This window comes from Levilactobacillus yonginensis, from assembly GCF_003946265.1.
Lineage (GTDB): Bacteria > Bacillota > Bacilli > Lactobacillales > Lactobacillaceae > Levilactobacillus > Levilactobacillus yonginensis.
Map to the genome: position 1 here is coordinate 49599 of NZ_RHNO01000015.1, position 17698 is coordinate 67296.

Annotated in this window: 18 protein-coding genes and 1 other annotated feature; all 18 genes read left to right on the top strand. The window is 48.9% G+C overall.

The features are described 5' to 3' along the window. The first annotated feature begins 34 nt into the window (after nt 1-34). The 18 genes from cysS (at nt 35) to mprF (ending at nt 17555) form a co-directional block, all read left to right on the top strand. Nucleotides 35-1444 carry a cysteine--tRNA ligase gene (cysS, locus tag EKM87_RS08660; protein ID WP_125683839.1) on the top strand — a complete coding sequence of 470 codons (1410 nt, stop codon included), beginning with the start codon at nt 35-37 and terminating at the stop codon, nt 1442-1444. A 3-nt stretch (nt 1445-1447) separates the two neighbouring features. Then, the gene (locus tag EKM87_RS08665) at nt 1448-1855 is read left to right on the top strand and encodes a Mini-ribonuclease 3 (RefSeq protein ID WP_125683841.1); all 408 of its coding nucleotides are present in this window, start codon (nt 1448-1450) and stop codon (nt 1853-1855) included. After that, on the top strand, nt 1855-2634 hold the full coding sequence (gene rlmB / locus EKM87_RS08670) for a 23S rRNA (guanosine(2251)-2'-O)-methyltransferase RlmB (RefSeq protein ID WP_125683842.1): 780 nt from the start codon (nt 1855-1857) through the stop codon (nt 2632-2634). The genes EKM87_RS08665 and rlmB overlap by 1 nt, the downstream gene beginning before the upstream one ends. Nucleotides 2635-2665: 31 nt before the next feature. Further along, entirely contained in the window at nt 2666-3211 is a 546-nt protein-coding gene (locus EKM87_RS08675; RefSeq protein WP_125683843.1) for an NYN domain-containing protein, read from the top strand. A gap of 72 nt (nt 3212-3283) precedes the next feature. Continuing rightward, nucleotides 3284-3853 carry a sigma factor gene (locus EKM87_RS08680; protein WP_125683844.1) on the top strand — a complete coding sequence of 190 codons (570 nt, stop codon included), beginning with the start codon at nt 3284-3286 and terminating at the stop codon, nt 3851-3853. Between the two features lie 74 nt (nt 3854-3927). Then, nucleotides 3928-4077 (top strand): 50S ribosomal protein L33, encoded by a 150-nt coding sequence (rpmG, locus tag EKM87_RS08685; protein WP_082153174.1) that lies wholly within the window; start codon nt 3928-3930, stop codon nt 4075-4077. 45 nt (nt 4078-4122) lie between these two features. Continuing rightward, on the top strand, nt 4123-4299 hold the full coding sequence (secE, locus tag EKM87_RS08690) for a preprotein translocase subunit SecE (protein WP_125683845.1): 177 nt from the start codon (nt 4123-4125) through the stop codon (nt 4297-4299). A 123-nt stretch (nt 4300-4422) separates the two neighbouring features. Beyond that, nucleotides 4423-4974 (top strand): transcription termination/antitermination protein NusG, encoded by a 552-nt coding sequence (nusG, locus tag EKM87_RS08695; protein ID WP_125683846.1) that lies wholly within the window; start codon nt 4423-4425, stop codon nt 4972-4974. Between the two features lie 253 nt (nt 4975-5227). Further along, entirely contained in the window at nt 5228-5653 is a 426-nt protein-coding gene (rplK, locus tag EKM87_RS08700) for a 50S ribosomal protein L11 (RefSeq protein WP_125683847.1), read from the top strand. 98 nt (nt 5654-5751) lie between these two features. Then, on the top strand, nt 5752-6450 hold the full coding sequence (gene rplA / locus EKM87_RS08705; RefSeq protein ID WP_125683848.1) for a 50S ribosomal protein L1: 699 nt from the start codon (nt 5752-5754) through the stop codon (nt 6448-6450). Nucleotides 6451-6522: 72 nt separating this feature from the next. Next, nucleotides 6523-6647, top strand: a sequence feature (ribosomal protein L10 leader region). Nucleotides 6648-6671: 24 nt separating this feature from the next. After that, on the top strand, nt 6672-7178 hold the full coding sequence (gene rplJ, locus EKM87_RS08710; protein WP_125683849.1) for a 50S ribosomal protein L10: 507 nt from the start codon (nt 6672-6674) through the stop codon (nt 7176-7178). 58 nt (nt 7179-7236) lie between these two features. Beyond that, nucleotides 7237-7602: a 50S ribosomal protein L7/L12 gene (gene rplL / locus EKM87_RS08715; RefSeq protein WP_125683851.1), complete on the top strand. Its 366-nt coding sequence runs from the start codon at nt 7237-7239 to the stop codon at nt 7600-7602. Nucleotides 7603-7747: 145 nt separating this feature from the next. Continuing rightward, entirely contained in the window at nt 7748-8443 is a 696-nt protein-coding gene (locus tag EKM87_RS08720; protein WP_125683853.1) for a response regulator transcription factor, read from the top strand. A 6-nt stretch (nt 8444-8449) separates the two neighbouring features. Beyond that, the gene (locus tag EKM87_RS08725) at nt 8450-9838 is read left to right on the top strand and encodes a sensor histidine kinase (RefSeq protein WP_125683855.1); all 1389 of its coding nucleotides are present in this window, start codon (nt 8450-8452) and stop codon (nt 9836-9838) included. A 96-nt stretch (nt 9839-9934) separates the two neighbouring features. Continuing rightward, on the top strand, nt 9935-10876 hold the full coding sequence (locus tag EKM87_RS08730; protein WP_125683857.1) for a glycosyltransferase family 2 protein: 942 nt from the start codon (nt 9935-9937) through the stop codon (nt 10874-10876). A 9-nt stretch (nt 10877-10885) separates the two neighbouring features. Continuing rightward, a complete protein-coding gene (locus EKM87_RS08735; RefSeq protein ID WP_125683859.1) occupies nt 10886-11533 on the top strand; it encodes a phosphatase PAP2 family protein in 648 nt (215 codons plus the stop codon). A gap of 10 nt (nt 11534-11543) precedes the next feature. Next, entirely contained in the window at nt 11544-14177 is a 2634-nt protein-coding gene (locus EKM87_RS08740) for a YfhO family protein (protein WP_125683861.1), read from the top strand. Between the two features lie 768 nt (nt 14178-14945). Then, complete coding sequence (gene mprF / locus EKM87_RS08745) at nt 14946-17555, top strand: bifunctional lysylphosphatidylglycerol flippase/synthetase MprF (RefSeq protein ID WP_125683863.1); 2610 nt, start codon at nt 14946-14948, stop codon at nt 17553-17555. Nucleotides 17556-17698: the final 143 nt, after the last annotated feature.

A 17698-nucleotide genomic window follows, 5' to 3' on the forward strand; every position in this document is an offset into this window, starting at 1 on the left:
AACGAAAACTATGAGACGTGAAAGGAGCTTCGGGATGCTCAAAGTATTTAACACCATGACTCGTCAAAAGGAAACATTTGAACCGATTACCCCCGGAGTGGTCAACATGTATGTGTGTGGCCCCACCGTTTACAACTATATTCACATTGGTAACGCGCGTAGTGCCATTGCCTTTGATACCATTCGCCGGTATTTTGAATACCGGGGATACCAGGTCAAGTATGTCTCGAACTTTACCGACGTTGACGATAAGATGATCAACGAGGCTAAGAAGGAAGGCATTACGGTCCCCGAATTAGGTGACCGGTTTATCAAGGCCTTCAAGGAAGACACGGCGGCCTTGAACATTGAACCGGCGACGGCCAATCCACGGGCTACTGAACACATCAATGAAATCATTGAATTTGTGCAGGATTTAATCAAGAAGGATTACGCTTACCCGGTTGCTGGTGACGTCTACTACCGGGCGCGGAAGTTTGATCACTATGGTGAGCTGGCTCACATGAATATTGATGACTTAGAAGAGGGTGCCTCTCAGCATACCAACGATGAGGAAACGATTCGTAAGGAAGATCCCGTAGATTTTGCTCTTTGGAAGGGTGCTAAGCCTGGTGAAATTTCCTGGCCATCGCCTTGGGGAGCAGGACGTCCTGGCTGGCACATCGAGTGTTCCGTGATGTCGACCCACTACCTCGGGGATACCTTTGACATTCATGGTGGGGGTGAAGACCTGGTCTTCCCACATCATCAAAATGAAATCGCCCAGAGTGAGGCCAAGACGGGCAAGAAGTTTGTGAACTATTGGCTCCACAATGGTTTTGTGACCGTTGGGGATGACGACGAGAAGATGAGTAAGTCGCTGGGCAACTTTGTTACGGTGCACGACATTCTGAAGACAGTGGATCCACAAACGTTGCGGTTCTTTATGGCAACGACTCAGTATCGCCGGCCGATTCAGTACAGTCAACGGAATTTAGATACCGCTGAACGCAACCTGGAACGCTTACAGACGGCGTACAACAACATGGGCTACCGTTTGAAGGACGCCGAAGAAGGCAATGATCCTAAGGTAGAACAAGAAACTCGGCAAATTGTTGCGGACTACATTGATGCCATGGATGATGATTTTAACGTCCAAAATGGTGTCGCGGGTGTCCACGACTTAGCCCGGTTAGGTAACGTGTACGCGGAACGGCCAGTGGTCTTTGCTGGTACGTTAAACTTTATTCGCAAGACACTGGCTGACCTGGTGGGCGTCTTTGGGGTCACCTTCAATGAAGCTGATTCCCTGGATGACGACGGGATTCAGGCGTTGATTGATGAACGCCTGGCTGCTCGAAAGAACCGGAACTTTGAACGCAGTGATGAAATTCGTGAACAATTGAAGAATCAAGGAATTATTTTGGAAGACACGCCCCAAGGGACGCGTTGGAGAAAGGGTTAATTAATGACAACTGAAGTAGATTATCGGCAACTGAACGGGGTCGCACTGGCCTACATGGGGGATGCTTCTTACGAAGTCATCATCCGTAAACACTTGATTGCGGAAGGCTTGGCTAAGCCCAATCACCTGCAAAAGAAGGCGACCCATTACGTCTCCGCCAAGGCTCAAGCGGCTTTGATCGATCTGATGGAACAGGATAAGATTTTGAGCGAAGACGAGTGGACCATGTTCAAACGGGGGCGGAATGCTAAGAGTTACACGCACGCTAAGAACACGGACGTGGTGACTTACCGAATCTCAACCGGGTTTGAAGCCTTGATGGGCTACCTTGCGTTGAGCGGTAAACAGGCCCGAGTCGATGAACTCGGTCAGTGGTGCATTGAACAAGTAGAAGCGGGGCGGACTGAATAATGAGACCAGATCAACCAACAAATGAAGATAAAGATATCAGCAGCGATTTTGTCATTGGCCGGCATCCAGCCGTTGCGGCCTTGCGTAGCCAACAAACAATCAACAAAGTTTTTCTGCAGAGTGGCCTGAAGGCGGAAGCTCTGGATGAGATCCGACAGTTAGCTAAGAAACGTCACTTGGTTATTTCAGAAGTGCCTAAGCAAAAGCTGGATCTGCTGACTGAACATCAGAATCACCAAGGGGTGGCTTTAGGTGTCGCAGCCTTTGCCTATGCTAGTATCGATGACCTCTTTGCTAAGGCGGAAGCCGCTGGCGAAGCACCATTCTTTCTGATTTTAGACGGTGTGGAAGATCCTCATAACTTAGGATCGATTCTGCGGACGGCGGATGCCAGTGGTGTACATGGGGTGATCATTCCGAAGCGGCGGGCAGTTGGTCTGACGTCGACGGTTGCCAAGACCTCCACCGGGGCCATTGAACGCGTTCCCGTTGCCCGGGTCACCAACCTGGTCAACACCGTTCACGAGTTAAAGGATCGGGGCGTGTGGGTCTTTGGGACTGACATGGCTGGAACTGATTATCGTGACTGGGATGCCAAGGGGGCAACGGCACTGATCATCGGTAACGAAGGCAAAGGTATTTCACGTTTACTGAAGGAAACGGTTGACCAAATGTTGACGATTCCAATGGTCGGTGAGGTCCAAAGCTTGAATGCCAGTGTTGCCGCTGGACTGTTGATGTATCAAGGATTTAGTTCCCGGCATCCGGTTCAACACTAATCTAATCAAGAGATGAGCGAGGGAGAGGTCAATGAAAGAAGACATTTTAATTGTCGATGCCTATAATATGATCGGCAACTGGCCCAAACTCAACCGGTTAAAGTTGCAGGATCGGTTACCTGAGGCCCGTGACGAGTTGCTGAACCTGTTGGCCAACTACAAAAAATTGCGTGATGCCAGCATTACGGTGGTGTTTGATGCGATGTACGTTCCCGGCATTTCTAAGAGCTACAATCAATTCGACTTAGAGGTTGTGTGGACTAATCGCGACGAGACCGCTGATAGCTATATCGAAAAGCTGGCCAAGGAACGTCAGACGCGGTTTACACAGGTTACGGTGGCAACGAGTGATCAGGCGGAACAATGGACGATTTTCTCCGAGGGGGCCTTACGAATCCCAGCTGGGGAATTACTAACGGACATTGAACGGGCCCAAAATGAGGTCAAGCAAACGGCGAGAGAGTTTGCGGACCGCGGTATTGTGCGTAAGTCACCGTGGAATGATCAACAGCTCTATAAGCTGGAAAAGTTGCGGGACCAAATGATGGCCAAGCCCCATAAGAAAGATAAGAAATAAACGCCCGTTCGTAAGAAGGGTGCTGTGCCTTCCTGTAAACTGGAGTAACCAGTTGAAGGGGAGGCTTTTTTGATGAATGAGATGAGCAACGCGGCTTTATTAGTGTGTTTACAGGATCAGTTAGATTCACCCGCCCTACATATTCTTTTTGAGCGTTACCGACCCGTACTGAAAAAGTTACAACACCGTTACTTTATTGTTGGGTTTGATCAGGATGATTGGGATCAGGAGGCCTTGCTAGTGTTCTGTCGGTCCATTTCGCGGTTTGACGCCACTAAGGCTCCCAATTTTGGGGCATTTTACCGGCTCAACCTGCGCCATCGGGTATTTGATCTGATTCGTCGAAGCAAGGCTCTAAAGCGGCAGCAGAGCCATAAGGTTATCTCACTGGAAGCCAACAGCGACTATTTTGCGGACACCTTAAAGGATAGTCGTTGGGCTGTACGGGAGCAGTTAGAGGTTCAGGATGCCGTTCAGCGTGTACAGGAAAGCCTGTCTGGGGTTGAACACACCGTTTTTAACGGGTTACTGCGGGGCGAGACACTTTTAGTGATCAGCCAACGAAAACGGTTACCTTACCGACAGGTCACGGCGGCGTCTCATCGGAGTCAAGTCAAGCTCCGCCGACTCCTCGCTGAATGATTGACGGCGGGGACAAACGATGGTAAGCTATTGCAGTATGAGTTGAATAGGATTTAATTAAAGGTGGTGGCAAGATGGCTCAAAGGAAAATTGCCCTGGCCTGTTCAGTTTGCGGGTCACGGAATTACACCATCACAGCAAGTGCAACCCGCACTAAGCGACTAGAGGTTATGAAGTTTTGTAAGTACTGTGGGAAACACACGTTACACCGTGAAACCCGCTAATGCGTAGTAAATCACGACAAACACTAATTTTAGGGAGGCAACACCATGCGTTTATTCCGTTTCTTTAAGTCCGTCGGAGCAGAAATGAAACAAGTTTCTTGGCCGGGGGTTAAGCAAACGCGGCACGATACTGGCACCGTCGTTGGGATTTCTGTCTTGTTCGCAATCTTCTTTGCGGTCGTCGACTGGGTCGTTCAGTACGGCTTAAAGTTCATCTCCTAGTGGATTGTCGGTAGTCAAAGACGTTTAAATATGCTATATTAGTTGGTAACAGGGAACTTCGTGTACGCGGAGTTTTTTTATTTTGCTCGAAAAGTCAAAGAATACTAAAGGAGTGCACCAAACATGGTTGAGTCAGCTGAAAAGCAATGGTACGTTCTTCACACCTACGCAGGTTACGAGAACAAAGTTATGGCGAACTTGGAATCGCGGGCCGAATCAATGGGGATGCAAGACAACATCTTCCGGGTCGTTGTCCCCGAAGAAGAGGAACACGAAGTTAAGAACGGTAAGGACAAGGTCACAATGGAAAAGACCTTCCCTGGCTACGTTTTAGTTGAAATGGTCATGAGTGACCAAGCTTGGTACATTGTGCGGAACACGCCTGGTGTTACTGGGTTCTTGGGTTCCCATGGACAAGGTAGTAAGCCAACGCCACTCCTGCCAGATGAAGTTGAACGCATCTTACGTCGGGTCGGAATTTCTGCTCGTCACGCTGAGCTGGACGTTGCTGTTGGAGATTCAGTAACCATTGTCGACGGTGCCTTCAGTGGCTTAGTTGGGAAGATTACGGAAGTTGACAACGAAAAGATGAAGTTGAAGGTCAACATCGATATGTTCGGTCGGGAAACGAGTACTGAACTGAACTTTGATCAAGTTGACCCCATCTTAGGTTAAGTTCTTTTGGATGCGTGATGGGAGGCAGCTTGCCGCTTACAGCCGACAGGAACCACACTGTGGGGACGTTTTAGCCCCAGAGTGGGGAACCCATCCTCGCTAGTGGGTCATTCAGCATCCGGTTGAAAAGAACTTGTTGTAGTTAGTAAAGTGTGGTATGATTCTCAAGTATGCGTTAGAGCGTACAGTTAACGTGGGAGGAGCAAACTAACAGCTCCACTTACCACACACGGACTCAAGGAGGTATTGTCTCGTGGCTAAAAAAGTAGCTAATGTCGTCAAATTACAGATTCCTGCGGGTAAAGCAACCCCAGCTCCCCCAGTTGGACCAGCTTTAGGTCAAGCAGGTATCAACATCATGGGCTTCACTAAGGAATTCAACGCACGTACAGCTGACCAAGCTGGTATGCTGATTCCTGTTGTGATCAGTGTCTATGAAGATCGTTCCTTTGATTTCATCACCAAGACCCCTCCAGCAGCTGTTCTGTTGAAGAAGGCCGCTGGTGTTGAAAGTGGTTCTGGCGAACCTAACACGAAAAAGGTTGCTACGGTAACCAAGGATCAAGTTAAGCAAATCGCTGAAACTAAAATGCAAGATCTAAACGCAGCTGACGTTGAAGCAGCTATGCGCATGATTGAAGGTACTGCCCGGAGCATGGGCTTCACGGTCGAAGGTTAAGCTCAGTTTTCGGATAGTCGGACACTTCACGAAAATGAAATGTGTCAAGTGGGAGGTTTATCCGTTACAACCACATTTGCAAGGAGGAATACACAAAAATGGCTCACAAACGAGGTAAAAAGTATCAAGACGCTGCCAAACTGGTCGAGGCCGACAAGGTCTACACCATGGGCGACGCCGTTGATTTAGTAAAGAAGATGGATTTCGCTAAGTTTGACGCAACTGTTGAAGTTGCCTTCAAGCTTAACGTTGACACAAAGCAAGCGGACCAACAACTCCGTGGCGCATTGGTATTACCTAATGGTACCGGTAAAGATACTACGGTAATCGTATTCGCTAAGGGTGACCAAGCTAAGGCTGCTGAAGCAGCTGGTGCTGACGTTGTTGGCGAACAAGACTTAGTAGAACGCATCCAAGACGGCTGGTTGGACTTTGACGTTGCCATTGCAACGCCAGACATGATGGCCCAAGTTGGTCGTTTAGGTCGTGTCTTAGGACCTAAGGGCTTGATGCCTAACCCTAAGACGGGTACGGTTACGATGAACGTCGAAAAAGCCGTTTCCGATGCTAAGAACGGGCAAGTTACTTACCGGACTGACCGGGATGGTAACGTTGCTGTTCCATTTGGTAAGGTTTCCTTTGATGCTGACAAGCTTGCCGGTAACTTGAAGACCATTGCTGAAACGATTGTTCGCATTCGTCCAGCTGCTGTACGTGGTACTTACGTACAACACGTTTCAATTTCTTCAACGTTCGGCCCTAGCGTCGACGTTGACTTGGCTTCATTATTAGCCTAAGTTAAAACGTGAATTAAAAAAATCCCTATCAGTGCATTGACAGCAATGTCGAAGTATTGTATGCTATTGAAGTTGTATTTAATAGATCTACCTAAGACTCAGGTGGCCTAATGGTCTTAATTTCCTGCCGAGGAAGAAGTTTACTTAAACTTTGGACTCCTTATGTCTTGGTGGCATAGGGATTTTTTTATCCCACCAAACTACTCCGGGAGGTGAACAATTTGAGTGAACAAGCTATTGCAATCAAAGCAAAAAAGGTTGATGAGGTCGTTGAGAAATTCAACAACGCCGTTAGTGCTATCGTCGTTGATTACCGTGGGTTAACAGTTGAACAAGCTACTGACTTACGTAAGCAATTACGTGAAGCTGGCGTCCAAATGAACGTCATCAAGAACAAGGTTTTGGTACGTGCTGCAGAAAAAGCTGGTTACGAAGGTCTTAACGATCTTTTCGCCGGTCCTACTGCCGTTGCTTTCTCTGACGAGGATCCAATCGCACCAGCTAAGGTCTTGAAGAAGTTTGCGGATAGTGTTGACGCCCTTGAAATCAAGGGTGGTTACATCGAAGACAAGATCATGTCTATCGACGAAATCAACACCTACGCTACCTTGCCTAGTCGTGAAGACCTGCTCTCTATGCTGGCTAATGTCTTACAAGCACCAGTACGGAACGTGGCTTACGCTGTTAAGGCGATTGCTGAAAAGGGTGACGAAGGCGACGCAGCCTAAGTCCCTGATTCAAATTTGAAACATAAAATATAAAACCCAATTATTGGAGGAAAATAACATGGCTTTTGATAAAGATGCTATCATCGCTTCTCTTAAAGAAGCATCCATTACTGACCTTAACGACTTAGTTAAGGGTATCGAAGACGAATTCGGCGTATCCGCTGCTGCACCAGTTGCTGCAGCCGGTGCTGCTGGTGGCGACGCTGCTGCCAAGGATTCATTCGACGTTGAATTAACTGAATCTGGTGACGCCAAGGTTAAGGCCATCAAGGCTGTCCGTGAAATCACTGGTTTAGGTTTGAAGGACGCTAAGGGCCTCGTTGACAACGTACCATCTGTCATCAAGGAAGGCGTTGCTGAAGACGAAGCTAACGACATCAAGGAAAAGCTTGAAGCCGTTGGTGGTGTGGTTACTCTTAAGTAATCATCTTCACTTACGAAATGAGAAACCACTGCCTGCGGGTAGTGGTTTTTTTGTGCATAATTTTTTAAATTTAAGTGAAGCAGATAGTAATTCAGGGACAATATCGCTATGCTAAGGATAAGTAAAGTTTACGGGAGGTTGCAGCATGGCGGGAACAATCTTAATTGTGGAGGACGACGCAGCGTTACTTGATTCGTTGACCACTGAGCTCCAATTTGAGGATTACACGGTGTTGAACGCACAAGATGGTAAGACAGCACTAAGTATTTATGAAAGTAATCGCGGACAGCTGGACTTGATTTTACTAGATTGGATGCTGCCTGAGTTAGATGGATTAGGCGTTCTTCGGCGGATTCGTAAGCACGATGATTTACCGGTCATCATGATGACGGCCCGCGACTACGTTGGTGATAAGGTGGCTGGTTTAGATACGGGGGCGGATGATTATATCACCAAACCGTTTGATATCGAAGAATTATTGGCGAGAATTCGCGTGATTTTGCGGCACCAAACACATCATCAAGCGGTGGTAAGTCAGCTCCATGTGGGTGATTTAACGTTGGATACCAAGTCTCGTCAAGTTCTGCGCAATGGGCAATTGATTCAATTGACGCAGCGCGAGTACGAGTTGTTGCTGTGCCTCATGAAAAATTCCGGTCAGACGATGACGCGGGATGATTTGCTGAACGCTGTTTGGGGTGTCGACTTTGAAGGGCAACCGAATATCGTAGATGTTTACGTCCGTTATCTCCGCCACAAGTTGAGTGAAGAACAATTACCACCACTGATTCATACAGTCCGTGGCGTGGGTTACGTTCTTTCCACAGAGTACAATGGGTGATTGCGAATGAAGAAACGACAAGCTTCGCGGACAACCGCGCAAGAAATCCAGCGGCGGTTTTTAACCATGTTAGTGTTAATGACGCTCGTTATGGGAGCGGCGGTTTTTAGTACGGTGGGCTATCAACTGGTCAAACAGAGTGAACGATCATCGCAACAGCTTATTCGTAGCCTAGGTCGTTCGTTTATCGATGATCGGCCTGACTGGGATTACTGGCAGCAAACGAGTCCATTGGACACACGAAACACGTTTGTGCGAGTATACCGGGATCATAATAGTAAGCCGACCAGTACTTTTTATTCGGCTCGCGCCCGGCACTTTGTCAAGCAACGTCATTATTCAGTTCCTTTTTTCGCAGCATTAGATTACACCCCTGGGTACGGTATTACGTACTACCGCTCAGGTCATCGCCAAGGATTCTATTCTGAAATCTGGATGAGTCTGACCCCAATCACCATGATTTTATTCTCCGTGTTATTAGTAACCGTCGTCGTGGCAATATTGATGATTGGGATTGGTTGGATTTACGTCCGACTAACGGCCAATAAAATTACCCAACCCCTGGCGAGCCTCAACGTGGCAGCTCAGGAGCAAGCGCATACGAAGACGGTCAAAGGGGCGTTACCGGTCCCTGACCGACCGCAGGAAGTTAGCCAGCTGGCGTCTAGTTTCAATGAGCTACTGACAGTTATCAATCAAAATGCTGAGCAGGAGCGGGAGTTTACGTCTAATGCCGCTCATGAATTACGGACACCGATTGCTGCGATTCGAAGTCACGTGCAACTGCTGGAGCGGCGGTCGGATGATCACCCGGAAATTATTCCAAGGTCGATCCACTTCATTGATGAAGAATCGATGCGGATGCAAAAACTGGTTGATAGTTTGTTGACCCTGTCGCGGGCGGATCGGGGGACTCTGAAACTGGACTACTTTGATTTAGCAGCCGTCGTTCACGAGACCGTGGAGGAAGAGCGGGCAGTGTTACGACAGCCGGTCGAGGTAAACGTTGTTGACCTGGCGTTAGTCTTTGGCAATGCAGAGAGCGTTCAGCAGATCTTAACAGCTATCATGGATAACGCGGGGAAATATTCGCCGGCGGACCAACCCATTACGGTGCAGGTAACCGCTGATACCCAGCAAATCCAGCTGAGTATTGCCGACTTAGGACTAGGAATCGCTGCTGATGACAAGACCCGTATTTTTGAGCGTTTTTATCGAGTAGATTCCGCCCGGACGCGTGAAATCGGGGGTACCGGGCTAGGCCTGGCAATCGTCGCTCAGTTGGTAAAATTAAATCGGGCAACGATTAAAGTTGTGGATAACCTTCCCCAAGGGAGTCGGTTTATCCTGACTTTTCCACCGGCTACTGTGAATTCTGAGAAATTTTCAGATTAATCTCTTTTCCGAACTGTATTTAATCCGTCAGCATTTAACTATTATGGAGATATTCCATAAAGGTTAAGTGCTTTTTTCGTGTAAGGAGGATCCGTTATGCCAGTCATTTCAATCGTCGTTCCCTGTTATAACGAGCAGGAGAGTTTGCCATTATTTTATCAACGGGTCGAAGAAATTCTGCAAGAATTTAATCGGCATCAAGCAACCTATCAATGGGAATACTGGTTCGTGAACGATGGGTCCACGGACGATTCCTTGAAACAGATGCAGTACCTTCACGCGACGGACCCAGAAAATGTGCATTACGTGAGCTTTTCTCGCAATTTTGGGAAAGAGGCTGCTTTATTAGCCGGCTTGAAACAGGCACAAGGGGACTACGTTGCGGTGATGGATGTGGATCTGCAAGATCCCCCAGAGTTACTGCCAACGATGATTAAGACGTTAAATGAAACAGATAACGACGTCGTGGCAACCAAACGGTCTGACCGGGCGGGCGAACCTTGGCTACGGTCTATGCTTTCCCAAGCGTTTTACCACGTGATTAACTTTATTTCTCAGGTCAAAATTGTGCCCGGTGCCCGTGATTATCGGTTGATGCGCCGTAACGTAGTCCAAGCCATCATTGACATGCCAGAATACAATCGCTTTTCAAAAGGAATTTTTAGTTGGGTGGGCTTTAAGACCACCTACCTCCGTTTTCCGAACCAAGATCGGGTCGCAGGGCATACTCACTGGTCAATGCGGCAGCTGTTTTCCTACTCAATGGAAGGCATCATGGATTACTCTGAGGTGCCGCTCGCTATCGCGTCTTGGTTAGGCGGTTTCTCATTCGTGGCAGCAATCCTTGGCATGCTGTGGATTGTGATTCGCGCCTTGTTGTTTGGCAATCCCACGGCGGGGTGGCCGTCACTTGTGGCCATTATCCTGATGCTCGGTGGCCTGCAATTACTTTGCCTCGGCATTGTCGGCAAGTATATCGGCAGAATTTACTTAGAGACCAAACATCGGCCCCAGTTTTTAATCAAAGAAAAGAGGTAGGCACCGCAGATGACAGTTTCACAACGTAATCAACAATTAGCTTTAGGTTTTTTCGGTCTCTTTGGGATTCTCGCAATTTTAGTCAAATTTCGTTTTGCTTGGCTGTTGGGACTAGACCATCAACTCTTAACGGCTTTTAGTACCAGCTCTCTGGGGCAACATGTCCGGCTGTGGAAGTGGCTGACGCTGGCCGGGAGCCCGGTGATAACCGGTGGCTTGGCCGTACTCTTGGCGCTCTTCTTGTGGCGGATTCGGCAGTTGAGGTGGGCGGCCACCGTCTTAGTGGCGTTAGTTAGCGGGGACGCCTTACTCCTGATTGTAAAGCAGTTGGTGGCACGGTTACGGCCCTTGCAACCAGTCGTCGCAGACGGTGGTTTTAGCTTTCCTAGTGGTCACGTCTTCAGCACGACCTTGGTGGCGTTGATGGTGATCACGCTGCTATTTTACTTGTTGAAGGGAAACTGGGTCTGCTGGACATTGACCGGTGTGATTGGGTTAGTCGTCATCAGCGTGCTTTTCGCGCGGTTGGGGTTACGTAATCATTATCCCAGCGATGTTCTGGGAAGTATCTTACTGGCCAGTGGTTGGTGGTTACAAGTCGTGAGTGTTTCAGAACGGCTGTTAAAAAAATGGCGACCAGTTCAGTCGCAAGAATGAGGTGGTCGGCATGAAGAAAGTTGACGTTAAACGTCTTTGGCAAAACGTTGGGGTAGCGTGGGTAGTAGGCCTGCTAATTATCATGGGTGTTTTTGCTTTTTGGCACGTGACACCGTTTGGTAATCATAGCCTGCTGATGAGTGATATGGGAACGCAGTACATCCCCTTATTAACGGCATTCCAACACGCACTCAAGTACCAGGCCTTTCATCTCTACACGTTTTCACAGTCGTTGGGGAGTAATGCTGTTCCTACGGTCGCCTACTATCTCTTGAGTCCGTTTAATCTCATTGTGATTTTCTTCGGTGCGGCTCAGGTGACCACAGCAGCGAGTGTCATCATTATGGCTAAAGTTGCGACGATTGCTGCGACGATGACGTGGTACCTACAACGCCATTTTCGAACAACCACGCGGATGACAGTGATTTTTTCGTTGGCATTTAGTTTTTGTGGGTTTGTGGCCATTAATTATTTTGATTTTATGTGGCTGGATAGTTTGATTATCTTACCGCTGGTCGCCGCAGGAATTGATTGCCTCGTTCGTGAGTTACGGCCAGGTCTGTACTTTGGCGCGTTATTGGCCAGCATCGTGACGAACTATTACTTAGGTTATATGACTTGTCTCTTCAGTGTGCTGTACTTTGCGTACGTGTTATACGGATGGCTGGGTCACCATCGGGAATTGGCATTACGCCAATGGGTCAACCGGCTGAGCCGCTTCGTCATTACGTCACTTCTTAGTGGGTTGAGTGTAGCATTGCTCCTGGTTCCCACGGGGCTGGGGATGTTACAGACAGCCAAACAGACACCCAATCCCTTGAATTTCCATTTAATTCCAGAGTTTGGGTTAGAATTCTTTACGCAATTTGGGGTTGGTGCCACAAATTATACGCAACGTTTAGGGCACGCACCGAGTGTCTTCGTCTCAAGTGCTGTCGGGTTATTGGTCTTAGTATTCTTTGTTCATCCCGCGTTTTCCAAGCGAGAAAAGTGGTCGGCGGCAGCCCTCTTACTCAGTTTGCTTCTGGCAATGTGGGTGCGGTTGTTTAACACTATCTGGCACCTGATGCAGGCACCAGCAGGTTTTCCCTTTAGAAATGTTTTCTTCTTGAGCTTTGTCATGGTGGTTTTAGGATTTGCCGCCTGGCAGGCAGACCCAAGATTGATTCGTCGTCGCTGGCAATGGGGCCTCCCCGTTGTTCAAGCACTGAGCATGGTGATTGGAGCCAGATTTATCGTTGTGATGACGCGATTGATGAAGGGCCGTTCGGCTAAGCTCGAGAAGTACTACGCTAGCATTCAGCAGGTTCATTGGCAAAGTTTGGCGATTGCCGTGGCTTACGTGGCAGTGACCGCTCTGATTCTCTTTGGGACCCAGCAAGTACTACGAAAGTGGTTGGTGACCGGGTTGATTATGACTGAGGTCGGGGGAAACTTCATCTTAACCATGCGATTGACGACATTCGGTAATCAGGCTAATTATGAGCGGGCCTATCAAACTGAGAACAAACAAATGGGGCAGGTTAACGATCCGGATGGTCAGCTTTATCGCGTACAAAATGATAATACGTTGATCAACGGGGCCTATGCTGATCATTACAATAACTATAATGATGGGCTGTTATTTAACTTTCACGGGGTGGCTGCTTATAACTCGACCCTTAATGAACAAACGCGCTTGACGCTTAAACAGTTAGGGTTGTTCAGCGGCAACGTGCGGCGCGTTGGTGCGGTTGGCCTGACGCCGGTCACTGAGCTGTTATTAGGGGTGAAGAATACCGTTCATTTGACCACTGCGGGCGCGCAAACAACCACGACTCAGGGGTACAGTGGCATGGGCTTCGCCGCCCCCCAGGCACTGCGTCAAGTGCCGATGACGACCAACGCTTTGCACAATCAAGAGGCCATCTTGCAGGCTCTGAAACCTAGCAAGACGCCTTACTTTGCTCAGACAACTTTGCTTCGAGACAAAGTGAAGCGGGTTACCAAAGTTAACGGGGTTAAGACGAGTTATCCAGAACATCACCGGCTGCAGCTACGAGCAACGGCCACCGGTCCAATCTATTTTTGGGCAGCAAGCGGTGACACCAAGTATTCAACCATGGCGGTCGATGGCAAACGGATTACACCGGGGATGAACGCTAACGGTACTGCCACGTTGATCAAGCTGGGGGATTTCCAGCGTGGTCAAACGTTTACGCTGAAGTTTGCGGCTACATATCTGGTGGCAGCCTATAAGACCCAGGCAATGAGTCTTCGCCAAGCTGCCTTGCAGCAAGTCTTGCAACAGGTACGGCAACAACGTCTCTCGGTTCACACGGTGGCCAGTCACTTTAAGACGTCAATTGTGGGTCAGGTTACGGGGTCCTCAAGACGTTCCGAATTATTCCTGAGTTTACCCTACGATACTGGTTGGCAAGTTTTGGTGAATGGTCAATCGGTGAAACCGCATCGTTTGCTATCGGGCTTAATGGGCGTACCGCTTCAACCAGGTCATAATCGGATTCAATTGACCTATCACGTACCTGGAGGCAAGTTAGGCCTTGGTTTAAGTGTTATTGCGTTGGTAGGTTTTGGATTTCTTGACTGGTGTTGGCGTCGAAAGCTACGCGTCAGCGAGGAACAGCGTGCCAAGAAGGCGTGAGTGGGTTGAACAGATGTTTGAAAGGATGAAAACACCTATGTCCTCAATATCTGGGGATTATCGTGGTTTCTTTGATTCCAGCGGTCATTGGCTGGCTCAAAGGCAGACATAGTTCATCTGTCGACTAGTAGTGGCCACTTTCTAAGTCTTAGCGGGTTTGAATGAAAACTGAAATACTGTGGCAAGTGACAGATATCTTCGAAGAAATTCGCTAGATTCAATTCAGTTACGTTTTTCGATTCTGAAATTCTCTCAGATAAATCTCTTTTCCAACCAGTTTTTAAAGTCAGCTAGATTGACTATTATAGGTTTAGTCAATGAGAACCAAACATTGACTAGCACGAATCAGTTGGGGGATTGATTCGTGGCGGGCGTCAGCGTTGGGGGACGCTGATAACCGTAGTGTAAGCGACGTTGGCAGCCAGCTTGAGGTAGCCAACGTGGCAGTTTAGGGAAATCGTCAGTAAAGTGACTGTGGTCATGAGAGTAAGGGAAATTCAAACAACTAAGGTAAGAATTGGCGAGGTTCCGGGCCGACACCACTTACTTAATGGGGAAATAAAAAAGTGATGAAATAGTGCGGAGGTGTCATTGATTGGGGAATCAAGACACCCAAAAAGGCCGGGAGAAATTTCTCCCGGCCTTTTTACAATAGCGTGGGGGCGGGCAAGATAAGTTCATTAACGTAACTGGCTAATGAACCAGCGCTCTGATTGTGATTTAAGTTAGTGGTTGGCATAATGAAGGACTATGGGGGAGGCGGAGCTGATGGGGAAGCGACTCTGGACTGGAATTCAGAAACATTTAACTTTGATTAAGGGTATTTTTATATTCTCTGTATTAATTTTTATCATTCGTGAGGTGGGCCACATTGCCCGCGAGGTGAATGGTGAGCAGATTAGGGCGGAACTAGCCGGTCTGGGAACGGGCATGTTTCTACTGCTCCTAGTTGGTGGGTTTGTGGCAGTCCTGCCGATGCTGGTCTATGACTTCACCATTGTAAAGTTTTTACCGGGTCATTTTTCCACAGGGTATATCGTCCGTAGCGGTTGGGTCACCAATACGTTTACCAACCTAGCGGGGATGGGTGGCCTGCTGGGGGCGAGTCTCCGGGCCAACTTTTACGCGAAATCGGCCAGTAAGAAGCAGGTGCTTTACGCAATTTCAAAGATTGCCCTGTTCCTTCTGGCTGGTCTGTCACTCCTTTGCTGGGTCGCTTTGATTCTACTCTTTGGGTTGGATATCGGGGCACCGTACCGAGTCTATTGGTTTTGGCTTCTCGGCGGGGGCTTGTACTTCCCGGGGGTATTTATCTTCACCCGCATCAGCAACGGGGAATTTTTTGCGGATTTGACCTGGCGACGAGAGCTCAGTCTAATCGTTGGGTCCAGCTTGGAGTGGGGGAGCTGTGCGCTCTTCTTTCTTCTAATTGGTTGGGCGTTAGGTCTACCGATTCCCTTATTGGCAGTGCTACCCATGTTTGTTGTGGCCTCGGTAGCGGGGGTTGTTTCCATGATCCCCGGTGGGTTAGGGGCCTTTGACGTGTTTATGATTATTGGGCTGGGCCTGTTAGGTGTGAGTCGGGCGGATGCAACCGGCTGGCTGCTCCTATACCGTCTGTTTTACTACCTCCTGCCATTTGGTGTCGGGGTGGGCTTCTTCATTCATGACATTGGCCATCGCTTGAATCGCTTCTTAAATGGCCTCCCTGTGGCTGCTAGCCGTCGCGCTGCCCAGTTATTCGTGACGACCTTCATGTACTTCTCTGGCGTTATGATGTTATTATTTGCCACGATTCCAGACGTGGTCCTGGCTAATCACTTCTATTTACGGTTGGTGCCCTACATGTTTTATTTCTTAAATCAGCTCACCAATATCGTGATGGCCTTCCTATTGATTGGGTTAGCGCGCGGTGTTGGTGCCCGGGTCCGACGCGCTTTTTGGCCGACACTAGTGGTGCTGGTCATTGCCATTGGCAATACGCTGTGGCAGGAGAACTTTCCGGCGGGCCTGGCGGTATTATTGGGCGTCGTCCTCATTTGCCTGTTACTGGCTCGACCGGAGTTATACCGTGCGGGTTTCCACTATTCTTGGGGCGGCTTGCTGGTGGACGGTAGCATCTTTGTGGTGACCTTCCTGAGCTATACCGTACTGGGGCTCTTTACCTTAAATGAAGGCCATCGACACTGGCCACTGCTTCCAGATTCATGGCTGCTGCCTTCCATGCAGGTTTGGCTGAATGGCCTGGGTGGCCTGTTGCTGGCGCTGTTGATTTTGGTGATTATTAACCGTTATTTGACCGGGCGTCCAGTGGCCTGGCTCCAGGCGTCTTTCGATGCGGACCGGGTGCGACGGGTGATTCGCCAGTTTGGTGGGAATGAGGTCAGTCATCTCGCCTTCCTACGGGATAAACAAGTGTATTTTTATCAGGAAGATGGGGTCGATCAGCTCTTCATACTTTATCGGCAACGAGCCGATAAGTTGTTAGTCATGGGGGAACCTATCGGCAATCAGGCAGCCGTGCCGGCCGCGCTACAGGCCTTTATGCACGATGCCGACCGCGCTGGCTTTCGGCCGGTCTTTTATGAGATCAGTGAGTCGCTAACGATTCGGTTACACGAGATGGGTTTCGACTTCCTGAAGGTTGGTGAGGAGGGTCACGTTGATCTGAATGACTTTACCCTTGCTGGCAAGGCGCACCGTGGCGAACGGGCCTTGATCAATAAGTTTAAGCGGGAAGGGTATCAATTTGCCCTCCTTCAGCCGCCATTTAGCACGGCACAATTAGCCGAGCTGGAAGCAATTTCAACATCTTGGCTAGGTGACGAGACGGAGAAGGGGTTCTCGATGGGCTTCTTTGATCGGGATTATTTAAATGAAGCGCCGATTGCCGTTATGCAGGACGCGGCGGGAAAAGTCGTGGCGTTTGCTAATCTCATGCCAACTGGTGACCAACGTATGACGTCGATTGATTTAATGCGGGCCAGTCGTGACGCACCGTCAGGAATTATGGATGGCTTGTTCGTGTACTTATTTGAAACTTGCCGTGAGGAGGGCTATCAGAGCTTTAATTTGGGGATGGCACCGCTCGCTAACGTGGGGGTGTCCGAGTTTAGTTTCATTGAGGAGCGGGCGGCTCACTTGATCTATGAGTATGGCTACAACTTTTACAGCTTTCAGGGCTTACGGGCCTATAAGGAAAAATACGTGACGACCTGGCAGCCAAAGTATCTGGCATATCGTCGCCGTCAGTCGTTGATCTTTAGCATGTTACAACTCATTTTGACGATCAATCGCCCAACCGCCAAGGAAAAGACGGCCCCCAAGTGGTTGGGCGGTTGGTTGAGCAACGTGGCGACCTGGCCAAATCGTGAGTGAATTCTTTGACGATATATGTCCGGCGCAAAAAAAGGGTTTGAGACTTTTGTCCCAAATCCTTTCTTATTATGCCTTTAGGCCCGGTTGAGCACGCTAAAGCGTGCGAAACAAAAAACCACCCGCTATGCGGGCGGATAGTAAAT

What these genes read in the sequence shown, in the direction of transcription:
- cysS (WP_125683839.1), top strand. Translation starts at nt 35, where the DNA reads ATGCTCAAAGTATTTAACACCATGACTCGTCAAAAGGAAACATTTGAA.
- EKM87_RS08665 (WP_125683841.1), top strand. Translation starts at nt 1,448, where the DNA reads ATGACAACTGAAGTAGATTATCGGCAACTGAACGGGGTCGCACTGGCC.
- rlmB (WP_125683842.1), top strand. Translation starts at nt 1,855, where the DNA reads ATGAGACCAGATCAACCAACAAATGAAGATAAAGATATCAGCAGCGAT.
- EKM87_RS08675 (WP_125683843.1), top strand. Translation starts at nt 2,666, where the DNA reads ATGAAAGAAGACATTTTAATTGTCGATGCCTATAATATGATCGGCAAC.
- EKM87_RS08680 (WP_125683844.1), top strand. Translation starts at nt 3,284, where the DNA reads ATGAATGAGATGAGCAACGCGGCTTTATTAGTGTGTTTACAGGATCAG.
- rpmG (WP_082153174.1), top strand. Translation starts at nt 3,928, where the DNA reads ATGGCTCAAAGGAAAATTGCCCTGGCCTGTTCAGTTTGCGGGTCACGG.
- secE (WP_125683845.1), top strand. Translation starts at nt 4,123, where the DNA reads ATGCGTTTATTCCGTTTCTTTAAGTCCGTCGGAGCAGAAATGAAACAA.
- nusG (WP_125683846.1), top strand. Translation starts at nt 4,423, where the DNA reads ATGGTTGAGTCAGCTGAAAAGCAATGGTACGTTCTTCACACCTACGCA.
- rplA (WP_125683848.1), top strand. Translation starts at nt 5,752, where the DNA reads ATGGCTCACAAACGAGGTAAAAAGTATCAAGACGCTGCCAAACTGGTC.
- rplL (WP_125683851.1), top strand. Translation starts at nt 7,237, where the DNA reads ATGGCTTTTGATAAAGATGCTATCATCGCTTCTCTTAAAGAAGCATCC.
- EKM87_RS08720 (WP_125683853.1), top strand. Translation starts at nt 7,748, where the DNA reads ATGGCGGGAACAATCTTAATTGTGGAGGACGACGCAGCGTTACTTGAT.
- EKM87_RS08725 (WP_125683855.1), top strand. Translation starts at nt 8,450, where the DNA reads ATGAAGAAACGACAAGCTTCGCGGACAACCGCGCAAGAAATCCAGCGG.
- EKM87_RS08730 (WP_125683857.1), top strand. Translation starts at nt 9,935, where the DNA reads ATGCCAGTCATTTCAATCGTCGTTCCCTGTTATAACGAGCAGGAGAGT.
- EKM87_RS08735 (WP_125683859.1), top strand. Translation starts at nt 10,886, where the DNA reads ATGACAGTTTCACAACGTAATCAACAATTAGCTTTAGGTTTTTTCGGT.
- EKM87_RS08740 (WP_125683861.1), top strand. Translation starts at nt 11,544, where the DNA reads ATGAAGAAAGTTGACGTTAAACGTCTTTGGCAAAACGTTGGGGTAGCG.
- mprF (WP_125683863.1), top strand. Translation starts at nt 14,946, where the DNA reads ATGGGGAAGCGACTCTGGACTGGAATTCAGAAACATTTAACTTTGATT.